This is a genomic window from Bartonella sp. OC16QHHD, assembly GCF_042194035.1.
GTDB lineage: Bacteria > Pseudomonadota > Alphaproteobacteria > Rhizobiales > Rhizobiaceae > Bartonella.
This window is the reverse complement of the sequence record NZ_JBHIMJ010000080.1, coordinates 39,554-56,343: the sequence shown is the minus strand read 5'-3', so window position 1 is coordinate 56,343 and position 16,790 is coordinate 39,554. Positions and strand designations below refer to the sequence as shown.

Below are 16,790 nucleotides of genomic sequence, written 5' to 3'. Positions count from 1 at the left end.
TTATTATTTATAGATAATAATCTATTTAAAGATAAGTATAAAGGTACTTCATGAAAAAAATATTATTATCATTATTGTTTTTTATGGCATTTTTAATTCATAAAAATTCTGCATTAGCACTATCAAAACAAGTAAATATTTATAAATTAGAAGATAACAATTCCAAAAAGGCTATTGGTAGCATTAAAATTGAAGAAACCACATACGGTTTGATTTTCATCCCTAATTTATCTACTTTATCAGAAGGAATGCATGGTTTTCATGTACATGTAAATCCTTTATGTGATACAAAAGATGGTATAATTGGTGGAAGCGCAGGTGGACATTATGATCCGGAACATACCGGAAAACATTTAGGACCTTATAATGTCAATGGTCATCTTGGTGATTTACCAGCACTTTATGTTGATAAGCAGGGATATGCCATAATGAGCGTTCTTGCTCCACGATTAAAAAAAATCTCTGAAATTAAAGGGCGCTCTTTAGTCATTCATTTAGGGGCTGATAATCAATCAGATAAACCATTACCGCTTGGCGGAGGTGGAGCACGTTTAGCGTGCGGTATTATTGAAAAATAAAGAGAGTATTGTGGCAGACTGCGACAGTACACACTCCCTTTACCATAAGGTGTGAGAGAAATTTATTTTTTTAATCTATTTCAAGAAATTGAGTAAACTATGTGAATATTTTATAAAATTAATGTTTTTTTGAATGTTTACTTCGGATAACAAAAAGCTTAATAATCATCAAAATGAACAGTAATGGAAATTAAAGAAATAGTAGTGTAAATTCTCCGTAAGAAGACTTCAATATGAGGAAGTAATATTTTCCATGCTTGATGTAAACAAAGCAAAAAAGTCGAATTTCACCCTCTATAATAGCAAATTTATAATAAATTATAATCATTAAGTCTAGTATCTAATGGAATCACGCTCAATGCACAAAATAGAACAGGACTAAAACAGAATTTTTACTCTTCCCCTACTCAACCCTACTCATGAGGTACGTGAGAAAAATTTTAATTGATACAATATCAATATAATAAGTCAAACAAAATAGTTAGAGTAATTTTTCATCACTCTGAAAAAAGGCTTTTAAACAATAGAGTCTTTTTAAAAATACCCCTTATAGATACATATGATCCCAATCTAGTGGACGTATCTCACCAGTTTGATAAAATTGACGAATGAGCTTAATATAATCAAGAAAATCTTTGTTTTCCTCCACTAATCTATTAGCAGTATCCCAATCAATATCACTACGTTCTTTGGCAGGAATTAAGATCTCACTCTCGGAAGAGTTTTCCTTATTAAGTCTTATAAATCCAATTCCATGCAAACTTGAAAGCATCCGAAGCTCTTTTAATGTATCAACTCCTTCAATTTCACTAGCAACTAAATAACTCAAATTAGCCCATGAAGAATTACTAACTGTTTGAAAAAATGCTTTTCGTAAATTTGAACGATTGATGAGAATTTTTACTTCAAAAGACCAAAGCTTTGTCTTTTTATCAAAATATTGCAAAACACAGTCTTTGATTTCACGATTCCATTCCTTGCTTAAATCTTGCATCCCTACGAGATCTGGATAAAGCCATTTATTTCCGCCTGCACCATGTTTATTACGAGAACATTTCTCATTAATGCGTTTGCTATAAACTGCAAGTTCTGACCATAAAAATTTAGATAATAACGGATAAAGATCATGCTCTTTAACAGAGCCATCTTCTGTTCTACTCTTTGCATTGTCCTCTATTGCATCAATTTCAGCACTATCTGTTTGTTTAGTAAAATAATATTGTCGCGGTCGTCCTTCAGTGGTTTTAATTTCTGGATAACGCTTTTGTAATTGAGGGCGCTGCGATCCTATTTCAGCAACAATTTGCTGAATAAGAGCTGCATCACTATTAAGGGGATTGATTATCGCCGTTGAATGCTTTTGTTTTTGACGGCATTTTTCTGGGTAATTTTCAAATATCCATTGAGCAATTTCTCGAGCTGTAAACTTTTTTGTCGGGTTTTTCTTTAAAAAATTAAAAACAGTGTTTGTTAAATTTAAAGTCATATGAAAAACTCCCCCTTTTATCCTCTGAGTATTTCATTATATTCAGGCGTTTTAAATGAAAGAACAATAAACTGTTTAAGTTTTTTAAAAAAAGAACATTTATCAAATTACTCAATAAAATTAAAGTATTTTTTTAATTTATGACTATAACTCAAAGATCTTTTCACATAACGAAAATAAGATTGTACTTTTATAAAAAATTGTAAATGTACTACAAATCACCATAAAAAAGCATAATCTTGTGTAACTTTTCTATACATTTTTCCTTTTATTTTAACGTCGTTAGAAAAAAGTTAAAAATAATTATTCAAACATTTGATTAAACCTCACACCCGTCAATTAAAAAAACTTATGTGTTTTATTTTTGAAGCAAAAAGTTATAAGCTCTCAAGTATAGATTCTGAAATGGTAAACTCTGCACACAAACCTTCAAAACTACTATTTGCTTTAATAACATCATGGGGAATAAGAACATAATACCATTTTTTATCGCCATAAGTCGCTGCATAGCGCGTTGCATGACAACACCATTGAACTGCAGCTTCTCTCTTTTTTAAAACAATAGGATTTTGCATTTCAGAGGCTTTTTTAGGCTCACAAAGATATTTGGCATCCTTCGTTTCTACAACAAAGTCTGGTTCATAGATTGATCCTTTATCATATTCTATCTTGAAAAAACCTCGAGCGGGTTTCATCCATTTCAAGACTTGTTCATCATCCTCTAATATTTGAGCAAATCGTAATTCCCCTTCTACTGAATCAAACTTTTGTAAAGGATAACAGCATTTTCTAAAGCCGCTGAATACAAGTTTTTTAATATCGCTTTTAATGGCAGGAATATTACGAAAATAAAGAGGAGACGTCCCTTGCGGCAACACATAATGGATAGGTTGTAAAGTTGTAAAACCTCGTGTAACTTTAACCGCATAATCTTTTTGCGTTTCCCATTGATGTTCTCTTAATTGCGCAACAATAAAACTAGTAAGCTTGTGCTGATAGTGAATTAATACGTTCTCAACAGCTGTATCATTGGGTAAATAAGATCGGAAATGTTCTACTATCTGACTAGCTAATTTTCGTAATAAGAGCGTATGGTTATCATAATCGACAAAGTCATTATCAATCAAACCACGAATGATGTAGTTTTCAAGATAAGGCTCTTTGACATATTCATTCTTAGATGTGAGAAAAATGCTTTTATGGGTACGCAATTCTCGAATTAAAAGTTCTTTACTAACAGGTTGAAAATTTAAGTTTTCTAAATTTTCCAAATCAAAATCATAAAAACCATAAGTAACATCACGCGAAGGTATGAGTATAATATTTGGAATATCTATTATCAGTTCTGTTAATTGTTTTGTCAGAATTGTCACCACTTTTGATACAAGAGACTTTTGTGATGAAGGCTTAATATTCATAACTTTATTAGCAATTTTTTCTTGTATCTGTGCAGAACAAAGCATTTGAGAACTTGGCAATTTATCATTCTCTTTGATAAGATCCCACGCGATCGCTGCAATATCTTGCTCTTCAGGCGTTAATGTAGGGGAATCTGTATGACGTAATATGATACCTTGTAAATCAGAAGATGCTCCATTTATATCGGAATTACGTGTTACCATCGTTTGCATCAATAAAGCTTCTACTTGACTTGGAACTGTCATTATATCTGTCTTTTCAGAGGATATATCACCCCCTGTTCCAATCTCAATATGCTTTTTTATAATTGAGTTTGGATCGTTCCCACGATCAATAATATCTTGAAAACGATCATGCGCAATAATTGTTAAACGATCAATAGCTTCCACGCCTGTTCTATACCCATAAGGCAAACGCAATCCACGCCCAATTGTTTGCTCTGTTAAAATTTCTGAAGCCGATGCACGCAACGGTACAATAGTATAGAGATTCGTAACATCCCACCCCTCCTTTAATTTATTAACGTGAATAACAATTTCTGTTGGGTCATGAGAATCTTCAATTGCAATCAGCTTTTGAATATTTTGATCTTCTTCTATATTCGACTGTTTTGTATGAATCTCTATAACTTTTCCCTTATAAGCTCCTGCAAAAAAATCATCTGATTCCAATAAATCACACAATTTCTGTGCATGATTTGTATCTTGAGCGACAACTAAAATAAAAGGCTTAACAAACTTTTTGTTATAATCTTTGGCATAGGCAATTAAATCTGCTTTCACGTTTTCATGGGCATGAATTGCATCTTGTAATTTGATATGTTCTAATTGTTCAGATGTATAATTTTGAGGTTGAAAATCTTTACGTGTAGCAACAGCAGGCTCTTTTACAAAACCATCTCTCATAGCCTCTGCAAGTGAATAACTATAGACAACATTTTTAAAATCTACGGGTTTTGCACCTATTGTTTTTGGTGTCGCTGTAAGCTCTATTCCTAAAACAGGTTTTAACTCATTAATTGCTGCCGCACCAGCAGAAGCTCGATAACGATGTGCCTCATCCATTAACAAAACTAAATCAGGAAGATTTGCGAGATAATCAAAATAACTTTCGCCAATTGTCTCTTGTAAGCGTTTAATCCTCGGCATACTAGATTTTAGTGCGCCTTTTTTATTATCTGTTGTATTAATTTTAGAAATATTAAAAATATTGATAAAGGCCGTATCTCTATTCTCAAACAAACGCTTTTGTCCTTGAAAATGGTGTTCATCAACGCGAATACCTTTACCACTTTCATAATCTTCACCTGTAATAATAACGGGTCTATTGGCAATAAATTCACTCATTCCACTGAAAACATACTTCGGACTTTGGGGACTAAAATCCTGTTTTAACTTTTCATAAATAGTCAAATTTGGCGCTAAAACAAAAAAATGGCGACTGCGACCTGTTAAATAAAGATAGCTGATAAAAGCCCCCATAAGTCGCGTTTTCCCAACACCCGTTGCTAAGGCAAAACAAAAAGAGGGAAAGTTTCGTTCAAAATCTTGTACAGAAGGATAAAGATTTTTTATCACTTCTAACTCTGCAACCAAATCAGCATTTTTAGAAAGCTCTATATTTTCTAAGATTTTTACCAAAATATTTAAAGATTCACGTTGAGGATTACGTAACGATAAGCGAGCAGAAATCCTTTTTTCAACAGTGTTCATGAAAAACTCCGCTTTTTATATATTATTCAAATAGATCTAATTCTGCTTGCGCAATATCTTTATTTTTGCTGTTTTCTTTTACCACAATCACTGGTTCAAGATTGGCTACATTTAAACTGTAATCGTCCCTTCCCCATTCGCATTTTTCTAATATTGCACGGGGGATTTTAGTGAGTGTCAGATTTTCAAAGGATGCTGATTTTGTATCAAAGGCTGTACCACAAATCAGCAACGTGCGATGAGAGCCTACCTCTTCACTCATTATACGGAGTTGTTCATGGGTCATAGCGCTTGTTGTGACATAAATATAATCTGTTTCGGTTGAATACCCTTGCATCCAATAATGATTTTCATCAGGTGCATAGGTAAATCCCATATGTTTACACATTGCTTCTGAAAGCATCGCAGCATTATATTCGCGACTAATAATCCATTGTCCCCATGGATCTTTTTGCAACAGAGAAGGTGCAAGGCGATAATAACGGAATCCACCGCCACCTTGCCAATTGACACTTTTGGAAATTCCCCCTTGATCAGTTCCATCAATGACTTGTTTTAAACGAGGGATAATGTGGGTGTGACAATGCTCACCAAGTTCAATCATAATCCACTTCCTTCCCATTTTATGGGCAACAGCACCGGTTGTGCCAGAACCAGCAAAAGAATCCAGTACAAGATCACCGGGATTAGTGGCAAGTTGAATAATGCGTTCCATTAAACGTTCCGGTTTAGGAGTTGTAAAGACACTATCAGAATTGAAGACTTTGGCTTCTTTTTTTGCATCTTGATTATGGCCAACTTCCTGATAAGGCCAAATGGTCATTGAAACCATACCATTTTTTACCTCTGATAAAAAACGTTTCATAGAAGGAACATTACTTCCTGTTGGACCAAACCAAATACGATTATCATTCAATAATTCAAAGAATTTTTTTTTATTCATAGCCCAACTTCTACCATTAGGAGGCATTACCTTGCGTCCAGAAGGTGTGATGATTTCATAAATATCCTTAGGTGTTACTCTTTTTACAGATAAATCTCCAGATTTCCAAGGACCGCGAGGATCATTATCAGGATTTTTATAGCGCGCATCCATATCGTTTGAACGAGGAAGCAATTGAGGGCGCCAAATCGTTTTGTCTTTGGCATAAACCATTATAAAATCATGATTATCAGAAAGCCATTTTGTATCATTTTGTGGAGCATATTTCTTTTGCCAAATAATATTGTTGATGAAATTTTGGCGACCAAAAATTTCATCCATCATCACTTTAAGATAGGCTTGTTCATCATCATCAATTGATATCCAGATACTTCCATCATCCGCCAGTAAATGATGTAACAATTCTAGCCTGTCTCTCATAAGGCTTAGCCATAGGGAATGCTCCAAACCATCTTCATAATGTTCAAAGGCATTGCCTGTATTATAAGGCGGATCGATATAGATACATTTTACCTTCCCCATATATTCTTGTTCAAGCGCTTTGAGTGCGAGTAAATTATCACCAAAAATGAGTTTATTATCAAAAATATCTTGGGTAGATACTTGGTGCGGAGCGTGATAAGATTTTTCAAGATCTTCCAATAAAATACGAGGCTCTAGTTTTGGGCGTTTTTCTTTTCCAATCCAAGTGAGTTCTAGTTTTTGTTTATTATAACTCATGCGATCGTCCTTAAATTTAAACGCTTATGAAAAGTAAACAGCTTATTCATGAATGGCTAAATTAGAGTCTCTTAACAATACTTTTAGTACCATCCGACAGCAATTTGAGCTTCTTCTGACATACAATCAGGTGTCCATGGTGGATCAAAAGTCATAGTGACTTCAACATACGAAACCCCTTCAACTGCACTGACTGCATTTTCTACCCACCCCGGCATTTCACCTGCAACAGGACATCCCGGTGCTGTAAGAGTCATTTCAATTTTTACTGAACGATCATCGTCAATATCAATACGATAAATCAATCCTAGCTCATAAATATCAGCAGGAATCTCTGGATCATAAACTGTTTTGAGAGCAGCAATAATATCATTTGTCATACGATCAATTTCGTCTGCTGGAATTGCTGATATGTAAGATTTTTTATTTTCGCTTACAGTTTCAACGGATTCTGTAGAATGACGCTCTTCAATTGATTCAGCCATTAAAAAATGTCCTTGTTTCTTGCAATGCTTCTACTAATTGATCTATATCCTCTTGAGTGTTATACATGGCTAACGATGCGCGGCAAATAGATGTTAGACCAAAGCGCTGTAATAAAGGCTGTGCACAATGGGTTCCCGCGCGGATTGCAACTCCTTTTCTATCAATAAACATAGCGATATCATGGGCGTGAATCCCTTCAATTGTAAATGATATAATAGCTCCTTTATTGGGAGAATGACCATAAATACGCAATGACTCAACCATTTTAAGTTTTTCCTGCGCATAAGCTAAAAGGGACCTCTCATGGGCATGAATCGTGCTACGACCTTTCTCTTGTATATAATCAATAGCCGCAGTTAATCCAATAGCTTCAACGATAGGAGGAGTGCCTGCTTCAAAACGGTAAGGAGGAGCATTATAAAAAACCTTATCGGTTGTTACCTCCTCGATCATTTCCCCTCCCCCTTGAAAAGGACGCATTTCTTCTAATCTATCTTCTTTACCATACAAAACACCAATACCAGTGGGACCATAAAGCTTATGACCTGTAAAGACATACCAATCACAATCGAGATCTTGTACATCAACGGTTAAATGTACTGCTCCTTGAGAACCATCAACAAGAACAGGAATAGAATTTTGATGTGCTAGCTTAATAATCTCTTTAACAGGAGGCACAGTTCCTAATATATTGGACATATGCGTTATAGCAACAAGCCGCGTTTTTTCGCTTAAAGCCTTTTGGAAATCTTCAATGTGCAGAACACCATTTTCATCGACAGGAACAAAAATAAGTTTAACACCTTTTTGTTCACGGAGAAAATGCCAAGGAATAATATTTGAATGATGTTCCATGATCGTTAGAACAATCTCATCACCTTCTTTGAGTTTTGGCATCGCCCAACCATAAGCAACAGTATTAATAGCTTCTGTTGCATTTTTCGTAAAAACAATTTCTTCAGCTTTTTGAGCATTTAGAAAAACACGAACGGTTTCACGAGAATTTTCATAGGATTGTGTTGCTATATTGGCTAAAAAATACATTCCCCTATGCACATTAGCATAACTATAGTGATAATAATTATTCATTGCATTGAGTACTGACATTGGTTTTTGGGCAGAAGCACTACTATCAAGATATGCTAATCGCTTTCCATAAACTTGATGGTGCAAAATAGGAAAATCACGCCGAATTTCTTCGACATTATAAGTAAATGTTTGTACGTTATTTTCCATTTTTTCTACCTTAAACATTTTTTTCAAGCCATTTACTAATGATATTCTCCAAAACGATTTGAATATTATCTTGCTTGATGTCATCAATGAGCTCAGAGATAAATCCTTTAATCAAAAGCGCACGAGCCGTTTTAAAAGGGATACCACGTGTCATAAGATAAAAAAGATAATCATGATTAATATTAGCAACTGTTGCACCATGACCACATGCAACATCATCAGCAAAAATCTCCAGTTCAGGCTTTGCATTAAATTCTGCATCATCTGAAAGAATAAGGCTATTACAAGCCATGCGTGCATCTGTTTTTTGCGCTTTTTGAGAAACACGTATTATTCCTTGGAAAACACCAACAGCCTTATCTGTAACCACATTGCGTATAATTTCGGTTGATGTTGATTTTTCTTCCACGTGACGAACAGTCATTGTAAGATCACTATGTGTTTGTCCTGATAATAAATTTATGACGCGTAATTGAAAATCAGATTCTTCTCCCTGTAATTCAATATTGATTTCTTGGCGATTTAATTGACTCCCTATATTAATGACATAAAGTGATAACTTCGCTCTTTGATCAAGAACAGCACAAAATCGACCAAATTGTGTAGAATTAAAATCACGATTGCGAATGAGAATCCACGTAACATCACTATCAGCAGCAACACTTAATGAAAATATTGAACTGACAAAGGTATCTTTATCATTGCCAACCTGATGTTCAATAAACATAACTTGACTATTTTTATCAACTTTTATATCCGAAAAAATATGAGATTGTCCCCCCATTTGTATATTTTGTAATTCAATGGGGATATTTAACTTTGTATTTTCAGGGATGTGAAAAAGCCAACCATCTGTAACAAAAGCTGTATTTAACTGTCCAATAAAATCTTCATCAGAAATGTTTTGATTTATCTGTACAGAATTATCTTCTAATGCGTCTGAAAGGCGTTTTACTGCAATGTTGTCTACCTTTGACTCTATCGATGTTTTTCCATTGTTTATGGAGAAAACAGCACTTTCTGAAAGCAATGCATCAACCAATTGATTGTCTTGAACTTTTGAAAAATTGCTAATAGACTTCAGTAAGGTACGCAGATTGGTATAATGCCAACTTTCTATTTTACGGGAAGGAAGCCGTGTCGTTTGAAACTGCTCAATAGTTTTCTTGCGGATTTCTTGTACAGCTTTATCACCAGGTAAGTGGTTTACATACTGATTAAAATTACTGAGTATATTTTCTTCAACCGTTAACAAGTTTTGCTGTGCATTCATATTTAATAACCTCAAACCGCTTCTCTAATAAGATCAGCATACCCATTTTGCTCTAAATAAAGCGCTAAGGATTTATCACCGCTTTTGATAATTTGTCCTTTATAAAGAACATGTACCGTATCAGGAATAATATAATTAAGCAGCCGTTGATAATGGGTAATCACCAAAAATGAACGTTTTGAATCCCGAAGCTTATTAACACCATCTGCAACAATTTTTAGTGCATCAATATCTAAACCAGAATCCGTTTCATCTAAAATGCAAAGTGTAGGTTCAAGAAGTGCCATTTGTAAAATTTCAGCGCGTTTTTTTTCTCCACCTGAAAAACCTACATTTAATGGACGCTTTAGCATATCCATATCTATTTCAAGTTTGGCTGAAACTTCTTTAACACATTTTATAAATTCAGGAATTTTAAGTTCTTCGTCACCTCGCGCTTTGCGTTGAGAATTCATCGCAACTTTTAAAAATTCCATTGTTGCTACCCCTGGTATTTCCATTGGATATTGAAATGCAAGAAAAACACCATATGCAGCACGTTCTGCTGGATCCATTTCTAAAAGTGATTGTCCATTATAGAGAATATCTCCTTCTGTTATTTCATAATCATCACGACCAGCAAGCAAATAAGATAAAGTTGATTTTCCGGCTCCATTTTGTCCCATGATAGCAGCAACTTCTCCATCTTGAACTGTCAAGTTTAAACCACGAATAATTTCTGTATCGGTTTCAGCAATACGGGCGTGCAAATTTTTGATCTCTAACATAATTTAATCCTGTTTTGGCTGTTTTTCAGATATCAATGCGTATTATTTTACCTTAGCATCCATCTACTTTTGTAATTACCATAGAGGTCATTTTTAGCATTATGTGCTACCGTTACAGCCTTTTTACATAAAGTCTTCTATTTATCTAATTAAATAAAATTATCCAACACTACCTTCAAGGCTAATACTAATAAGCTTTTGTGCTTCGACAGCAAATTCCATGGGAAGTTTTTGAATGACCTCTTTTACAAAACCATTTACAATTAATGCGATAGCTTCTTCTTCGGGAATTCCTCTTTGCATAACATAAAAAAGTTGGTCATCAGAAATTTTTGATGTTGTGGCTTCATGTTCAAACTGAGCTGTTGCATTTTTTGCTTCAATATAAGGAACTGTATGCGCACCACAATCATTTCCGATTAACAAACTATCACATTGCGTAAAGTTACGCGCATTTTGTGCTTTTCGATGAGCTGTGACTTGTCCTCGATAAGTGTTATTTGAAAAACCTGCAGAAATACCTTTGGAAATAATGCGACTGGATGTATTTTTTCCCAAATGAATCATTTTTGTACCAGAATCAATTTGTTGATAACCGTTTGCAACAGCAATAGAATAAAATTCTCCACGCGCATTATCACCACGGAGTAAGCAGGATGGATATTTCCAAGTAATCGCAGAACCAGTCTCAACTTGTGTCCATGAAATTTTAGAGCTATCACCTCGACAATCTCCACGCTTCGTCACAAAATTATAAATACCGCCCTTTCCATCTTTATCGCCAGGATACCAGTTTTGTACTGTAGAATATTTAATCTCTGCATTTTCAAGGGCAATAAGCTCAACAACAGCAGCATGAAGTTGGTTTTCATCACGTTGGGGTGCTGTACACCCTTCAAGATAAGAAACATAGGAATCTTCAGCGGCGATAATCAATGTTCGTTCAAATTGGCCAGTGTTGCGTTCATTAATCCTAAAATAAGTTGAAAGCTCCATAGGACAACGAACCCCTTTGGGAATATAAACAAATGAACCATCTGTAAAGACAGCTGCATTTAAGGCCGCATAATAATTATCACTTATAGGTACAACTGTTCCTAAATATTCTTTAATAAGCTCAGAATGTTCAATAATCGCCTCTGAAATAGAACAAAAAATCACACCAGCACGTGCCAGCTCTTTTTTGAATGTTGTTACAACAGAAACAGAATCAAAGACTGCATCAACAGCCACCTGCCCCGATACAGACATACTATCATCAAAAGTGGAGGGATCAGACTGTTTTCTCACTCCTGCCAAAATCTCTTGTTCTTTAAGGGGAATGCCAAGTTTTTCGTACGTTGCTAATAACTCAGGATCCACTTCATCCAAAGATTTTGGTCCTGTATGATTTTTTGGAGCAGCATAATAATAAAGCTCCTGAAAATCAATTTTAGGATATTCAAGACGCGCCCAATGAGGCTCTTGCATTGTCAGCCAACGGCGGTAAGCTTTTAAGCGCCATGTTAACATCCATTCAGGCTCATTTTTTTTAGCGGAAATAAATTTGATAATACCCTCATTTAAGCCTTTTGGAGCTTTATCGGTTTCAATATTGGTTTCAAAACCATATTTATATTGGTCAACATCTATTTCACGTACTTGGCGTATCGTTTCTTGTACTGCCGGCATAAATTTTCTCCATTTTTTGGCGTCAAAAACCGGTAACTAAAGTCTTGTTTTTTACAAGATTAAAGTAAGCAAGTTATCTCCTAGGCTATAGGTAAAGTGCAAAAATTTCAATCAAACTTATTTTATTTTTAAAATAATTCTAATTTTTATAACTTTCTGATGATAAATCTTCCCCTTTTCTCCTGCTTATAATTTGAGAAAAAAACGACAGAAAATCATCAATATCTTCAGAAGTTGTGCCACGCCCTAGCGAAATGCGAATGGCACCATTTGGAACATGATACCCCATTGCCTCCAACACTTTGCTTTGTTTTACTTTTCCCGAAGAACAGGCAGAGCCGGATGATAAAGAAAACCCTTCTAAATCAAAAGCAATTTGCATCGTTTCAGCTTTTATATTTTTCACGGTAAAGTAAGTTGTATTTGGCAAACGTTGAACTCTTTTGCCAAAAATCTCAACATTTTTACTTATTTTTTGTAGTCCATCTTCTAATTTATTGCGTAAATATATTAACTGTTTTATTTCCTCCTGTGTGAAGCAATCAGCCATTGCTGCCCCAAAAGCAGCAATAAGGGGCAATGCTTCTGTTCCTCCACGGAGACCTTTTTCTTGTCCTCCTCCAATAATAAGAGGGTGTGGCATGAGAAGATTACCACATGAAACAAAAGCACCAATTCCTTTAGGACCGCCAATTTTATGGGCAGACAGTATAAAAAAGTCTCCTCCTAACTGATGAATATCCACAAAATTTTTATCTACATATTGTGTCAAATCAACTATAAGAGTGCCTCCTAAATCCCGAACAATAGCGGCGATTTCTGTTAACGGTTGAATAACACCCGTTTCACTATTTGCAGCTTGAATAGCAACAAGAGGTAAACCTTTTGTTTTATCGTGAACCGTTAAGAGTGATGTTAATTTATCTTGTTGTATGAGCCCATCTTGATCAACATCAATGACGCTTATCAATTCTTTAGAAAAACGTCCTCCCTCTGCAACAGAGGGATGTTCAGTCGCTCCAAGGTAAAGATGAGAAAATTTAACTTTTGCTTTCCCCATATTGTAAAAAGGTGTTAACAAAGTCATTGCGGCTTCACTCGCACCAGAGGTAAATACCACGTGATCTGGATCTGTTTTAAGATTTTCAGCGATTTGCCGACGGGACTTTTGCAACAAAGTTTTAGCGGCACGCCCTTCCTTATGAACCGATGATGGATTACCAAATATCTCTAAAGATTCCAGTAACGCTATCCGTGCCACTTTTTTGAGCGGTGTTGTTGCGTTATGATCAAAATATCGGCGTTTTATAACCATTTTACATCGCAATCATTAATCTTATGAATTGATTGAAAAAATAGCGCATTTTTCTTGAAAAGTGCACTAAAAAAAGAATATCTAATAATTATTTAAGAGATTCTATGGTAAAAGTCGACCAGGGTCAAAGAGAGCCTTTTATTGCATTAAGGAGCATTTTATGCCAGAAATTATTTTTAACGGTCCCGCGGGTCGGCTCGAAGGGCGTTATCAACCTTCACAACAAAAAAATGCACCCATTGCGATCATTTTGCATCCTCATCCCCAATTTGGTGGAACTATGAATCATAAAATTGTCTATGACCTCTTTTATATGTTCCAACAACGTGGCTTTACAACTTTACGTTTTAACTTTCGTGGTATTGGTCGTAGTCAGGGTGACTTTGATTATGGAATAGGAGAACTTTCAGATGCTGCTGCTGCTCTCGATTGGGTGCAAACACAACATCCAGACTCTAAAAATTGTTGGGTAGCAGGATACTCATTTGGAGCATGGATTGGTATGCAGCTTTTAATGCGCCGACCGGAAATTGAGGGATTTATCTCAGTTGCCCCTCAGCCTAATGTTTATGACTTTTCATTTCTTGCACCTTGTCCCTCTTCTGGACTTATCATTCATGGCGGTATCGATAAAGTTGCCCCTCCAAAAGATGTTCAAATACTTGTCGATAAATTAAAAACACAAAAAGGTATCATCATTACACAAGAAATATTGGAAGAGGCTAATCACTTTTTCAGTGGATGTCATGAAAAACTTATTGAACGATGTGCCCACTATTTGGATAACCATATCTCCAATGAACTTCTCGCTCCTCCTTCTGAAATACTTTCACTAACTTAGGAAAATACGATAGATTTATAAAAAATTAGCAAAAGCCGTTTCTGATCATAACAAAGTAATTTTTTCAGTTTGCATTTAAAATTTTTCTAAATTTTATTTCAGGATAGAAATGAGAATAACAGCATACCTGTTTTCTATCACTGAAAAGTCTCTTTTTAGCGTAAAAAGGAAATAATACCTGTATTATTATCTTTATATTACCAATAGGTCTCTTTCTCTTGTGAGGTGTGTGTCAGTTATGATAGATAACGCATTAATAATTCATTATATAATCGCCTATTATATAAAATAATGCACTCTTATAATTAGGAAATTAAATCTGTGTTTGCCTTTAAATCTGATTTTTTACACATTATGAGCGAACGTGGTTTTATCCACCAAATTTCAGATGAAAAAGGCTTAGATGATCTTTTTTCAAAAGAAACTGTAAGCGCTTATACTGGATTTGACCCAACAGCATCGAGTTTACATGCTGGAAGTCTTCTTCAGATTATGATGCTTTATTGGTTACAAAAAACGGGTCATCGCCCCATTGCTTTAATGGGCGGAGGGACCGGATTGATTGGTGATCCTTCCTTCAAAGACGAAGCGCGACGCCTTCTGACACAAGATGATATTGCTGCAAATATTGATGGTATTAAAAAGGTATTTGCTAACTATTTGACATTCGGTGACCGAGAAACCGATGCTTGTATTGTGAATAATGCTGAATGGTTATGCAATTTAAACTACTTAGAATTTTTGCGTGATGTAGGAAAGCATTTTTCTGTCAACCGTATGTTGTCATTTGATTCTGTCAGACTCAGACTTGAGCGTGAGCACTCTTTGTCATTCTTAGAGTTTAATTATATGATTCTGCAAGCTTATGACTTTGTTGAACTTTATAAACGTTATGGGTTGCGCATGCAAATGGGGGGCTCTGATCAGTGGGGCAACATTATTAACGGAATCGAATTAGGACATCGTTTAGGAACACCGCAATTATATGCGTTAACATCACCATTGCTGACAACCTCTTCCGGTGCCAAAATGGGTAAATCATTGAATGGGGCTGTATGGCTGAATGCGGATAAGCTTTCACCTTATCAATTTTGGCAATACTGGCGCAATACAGAAGATGCTGATGTAACACGATTTCTAAAGCTCTATACTCCATTGCCGATGGATGAGATTCTTAAACTTTCTCTATTACAAGGAACTGAAATTAACGAAGCAAAAAAAATTCTTGCAACAGAAATTACAGCAATGTTGCATGGACGTGTTCTTGCTGATGCAGCAGCAGAAACGGCTCGCAAGACGTTTGAAGAAAAAACTCTGGGAGAAAATCTTCCAACTGTTGAAATTAATGCCTCAGAATTAAAAAAAGGTGTTGGATTGCTCACTCTTTTAGTACAAGCAGGACTCGCTAGATCTAATAGTGAGGCACGCCGACACATTCAAGGTGGAGGTGTCCGTGTAAATGATCAAATTATTGAGGATGAAACACATCTTATTATTGAAGGGGATGTCAGTGCAGAAGGAACCATTAAACTTTCTTTTGGTAAGAAAAAACATGTTGTGATGAAACCAGTATAATCTTTTGCTGTTTTGTTTATGTTGTTCACGTCGAGCTTGTTCTTTCAATTCAATCGTTGTGATAGGGCGAGTTTTGTTAGGAAAATAAAGGTCTCTTCAAAACAATAATATTTCTAGAGAGTTGAATAGTTCTTTTCTTCTGTGTACTCTGATATCTTATACCTGTTACACAAAAAAGAAAGATGAAAACAATGACAAGACCAATGAAAGGTGCTCTTGCTCCTGATTTTACTTTGCCGCGCGATGGAGGAGAGACAGTGTGTCTTTCTGACTTTAAAGGAAAGCCTGTTGTTTTATATTTTTATCCAAAAGATGACACCAGTGGTTGCACAAGTGAAGCACTTGATTTCACAAAATTAAAGATGAAATTTGATGAAATCGGTGTTGCTGTTATTGGAATCTCTCCAGATAATGTAAAAAAACATGATAAATTTAAAATAAAATATGAACTTGATGTCATCTTGGTTTCTGATGAAGAAAAAACGACCCTCGAAGCTTATGGTGTTTGGGTTGAGAAAAGCATGTATGGACGCAAATATATGGGAGTTGAACGGAGCACTTTTTTAATTGATGCAAATGGAATAATAGTAGAAGAATGGCGCAAAGTAAGCGTATCTGGGCATGCTGAAAATGTTTTAGCTACTGCAACACTTTTATATCATAATGGTAACTTGTAAATTGAGTGTTTGATTTACCTTCAAAAGCAAAAGTTATTCCCCCTAATTGATTTTAGTTTTTAAATGGATTCAATTTTTACAATATATTGAT

The 16,790-nt window shown here is 35.2% G+C and carries 13 protein-coding genes; 4 read left to right on the top strand and 9 right to left on the bottom strand.

Translation table 11 applies throughout. From position 1 onward, the window contains the following. Window positions 1-50: 50 nt before the first annotated feature. Window positions 51-578: a superoxide dismutase [Cu-Zn] SodC gene (sodC, locus tag ACFIK1_RS07890; protein WP_375634661.1), complete on the top strand. Its 528-nt coding sequence runs from the start codon at window positions 51-53 to the stop codon at window positions 576-578. A gap of 547 nt (window positions 579-1,125) precedes the next feature. Here sodC and ACFIK1_RS07885 read toward each other — a convergent pair. The 9 genes from ACFIK1_RS07885 to ACFIK1_RS07845 all read right to left on the bottom strand — a co-directional run bounded on the left by ACFIK1_RS07885 (window position 1,126) and on the right by ACFIK1_RS07845 (window position 13,606). Then, complete coding sequence (locus ACFIK1_RS07885) at window positions 1,126-2,064, bottom strand: COG2958 family protein (protein ID WP_375643112.1); 939 nt, start codon at window positions 2,062-2,064, stop codon at window positions 1,126-1,128. 377 nt (window positions 2,065-2,441) lie between these two features. After that, entirely contained in the window at window positions 2,442-5,195 is a 2,754-nt protein-coding gene (locus tag ACFIK1_RS07880; RefSeq protein ID WP_375662531.1) for a DEAD/DEAH box helicase, read from the bottom strand. Between the two features lie 22 nt (window positions 5,196-5,217). After that, window positions 5,218-6,858: a site-specific DNA-methyltransferase gene (locus ACFIK1_RS07875; RefSeq protein ID WP_375662530.1), complete on the bottom strand. Its 1,641-nt coding sequence runs from the start codon at window positions 6,856-6,858 to the stop codon at window positions 5,218-5,220. 83 nt (window positions 6,859-6,941) lie between these two features. After that, window positions 6,942-7,343, bottom strand: coding sequence for an SUF system Fe-S cluster assembly protein (locus ACFIK1_RS07870; RefSeq protein ID WP_375628101.1), 402 nt, complete (start codon window positions 7,341-7,343; stop codon window positions 6,942-6,944). After that, window positions 7,336-8,580 carry a cysteine desulfurase gene (locus ACFIK1_RS07865; RefSeq protein ID WP_375618154.1) on the bottom strand — a complete coding sequence of 415 codons (1,245 nt, stop codon included), beginning with the start codon at window positions 8,578-8,580 and terminating at the stop codon, window positions 7,336-7,338. The genes ACFIK1_RS07870 and ACFIK1_RS07865 overlap by 8 nt, the downstream gene beginning before the upstream one ends. Window positions 8,581-8,590: 10 nt before the next feature. Further along, complete coding sequence (gene sufD / locus ACFIK1_RS07860; protein WP_375662529.1) at window positions 8,591-9,853, bottom strand: Fe-S cluster assembly protein SufD; 1,263 nt, start codon at window positions 9,851-9,853, stop codon at window positions 8,591-8,593. Window positions 9,854-9,864: 11 nt separating this feature from the next. After that, window positions 9,865-10,620, bottom strand: a complete 756-nt coding sequence (gene sufC, locus ACFIK1_RS07855) for a Fe-S cluster assembly ATPase SufC (protein WP_375618156.1) — start codon at window positions 10,618-10,620, stop codon at window positions 9,865-9,867. 159 nt (window positions 10,621-10,779) lie between these two features. Beyond that, a complete protein-coding gene (gene sufB, locus ACFIK1_RS07850) occupies window positions 10,780-12,291 on the bottom strand; it encodes a Fe-S cluster assembly protein SufB (RefSeq protein WP_375662528.1) in 1,512 nt (503 codons plus the stop codon). Between the two features lie 139 nt (window positions 12,292-12,430). Continuing rightward, window positions 12,431-13,606 (bottom strand): cysteine desulfurase family protein, encoded by a 1,176-nt coding sequence (locus ACFIK1_RS07845; RefSeq protein ID WP_375662527.1) that lies wholly within the window; start codon window positions 13,604-13,606, stop codon window positions 12,431-12,433. Between the two features lie 160 nt (window positions 13,607-13,766). Between ACFIK1_RS07845 and ACFIK1_RS07840 the strand changes: the two genes are divergently transcribed. The 3 genes from ACFIK1_RS07840 (at window position 13,767) to ACFIK1_RS07830 (ending at window position 16,699) form a co-directional block, all read left to right on the top strand. Then, the gene (locus ACFIK1_RS07840) at window positions 13,767-14,447 is read left to right on the top strand and encodes an alpha/beta hydrolase (protein ID WP_375662526.1); all 681 of its coding nucleotides are present in this window, start codon (window positions 13,767-13,769) and stop codon (window positions 14,445-14,447) included. 321 nt (window positions 14,448-14,768) lie between these two features. Next, window positions 14,769-16,022 (top strand): tyrosine--tRNA ligase, encoded by a 1,254-nt coding sequence (gene tyrS, locus ACFIK1_RS07835; RefSeq protein ID WP_375662525.1) that lies wholly within the window; start codon window positions 14,769-14,771, stop codon window positions 16,020-16,022. Window positions 16,023-16,213: 191 nt separating this feature from the next. Then, on the top strand, window positions 16,214-16,699 hold the full coding sequence (locus ACFIK1_RS07830; RefSeq protein ID WP_375662524.1) for a peroxiredoxin: 486 nt from the start codon (window positions 16,214-16,216) through the stop codon (window positions 16,697-16,699). Window positions 16,700-16,790 lie beyond the last annotated feature (91 nt).

What these genes read in the sequence shown, in the direction of transcription:
- ACFIK1_RS07875 (WP_375662530.1), bottom strand. Translation starts at nt 6,858, where the DNA reads ATGAGTTATAATAAACAAAAACTAGAACTCACTTGGATTGGAAAAGAA.
- ACFIK1_RS07840 (WP_375662526.1), top strand. Translation starts at nt 13,767, where the DNA reads ATGCCAGAAATTATTTTTAACGGTCCCGCGGGTCGGCTCGAAGGGCGT.
- ACFIK1_RS07885 (WP_375643112.1), bottom strand. Translation starts at nt 2,064, where the DNA reads ATGACTTTAAATTTAACAAACACTGTTTTTAATTTTTTAAAGAAAAAC.
- ACFIK1_RS07880 (WP_375662531.1), bottom strand. Translation starts at nt 5,195, where the DNA reads ATGAACACTGTTGAAAAAAGGATTTCTGCTCGCTTATCGTTACGTAAT.
- ACFIK1_RS07845 (WP_375662527.1), bottom strand. Translation starts at nt 13,606, where the DNA reads ATGGTTATAAAACGCCGATATTTTGATCATAACGCAACAACACCGCTC.
- sufD (WP_375662529.1), bottom strand. Translation starts at nt 9,853, where the DNA reads ATGAATGCACAGCAAAACTTGTTAACGGTTGAAGAAAATATACTCAGT.
- sufC (WP_375618156.1), bottom strand. Translation starts at nt 10,620, where the DNA reads ATGTTAGAGATCAAAAATTTGCACGCCCGTATTGCTGAAACCGATACA.
- ACFIK1_RS07865 (WP_375618154.1), bottom strand. Translation starts at nt 8,580, where the DNA reads ATGGAAAATAACGTACAAACATTTACTTATAATGTCGAAGAAATTCGG.
- ACFIK1_RS07870 (WP_375628101.1), bottom strand. Translation starts at nt 7,343, where the DNA reads ATGGCTGAATCAATTGAAGAGCGTCATTCTACAGAATCCGTTGAAACT.
- ACFIK1_RS07830 (WP_375662524.1), top strand. Translation starts at nt 16,214, where the DNA reads ATGACAAGACCAATGAAAGGTGCTCTTGCTCCTGATTTTACTTTGCCG.
- sodC (WP_375634661.1), top strand. Translation starts at nt 51, where the DNA reads ATGAAAAAAATATTATTATCATTATTGTTTTTTATGGCATTTTTAATT.
- sufB (WP_375662528.1), bottom strand. Translation starts at nt 12,291, where the DNA reads ATGCCGGCAGTACAAGAAACGATACGCCAAGTACGTGAAATAGATGTT.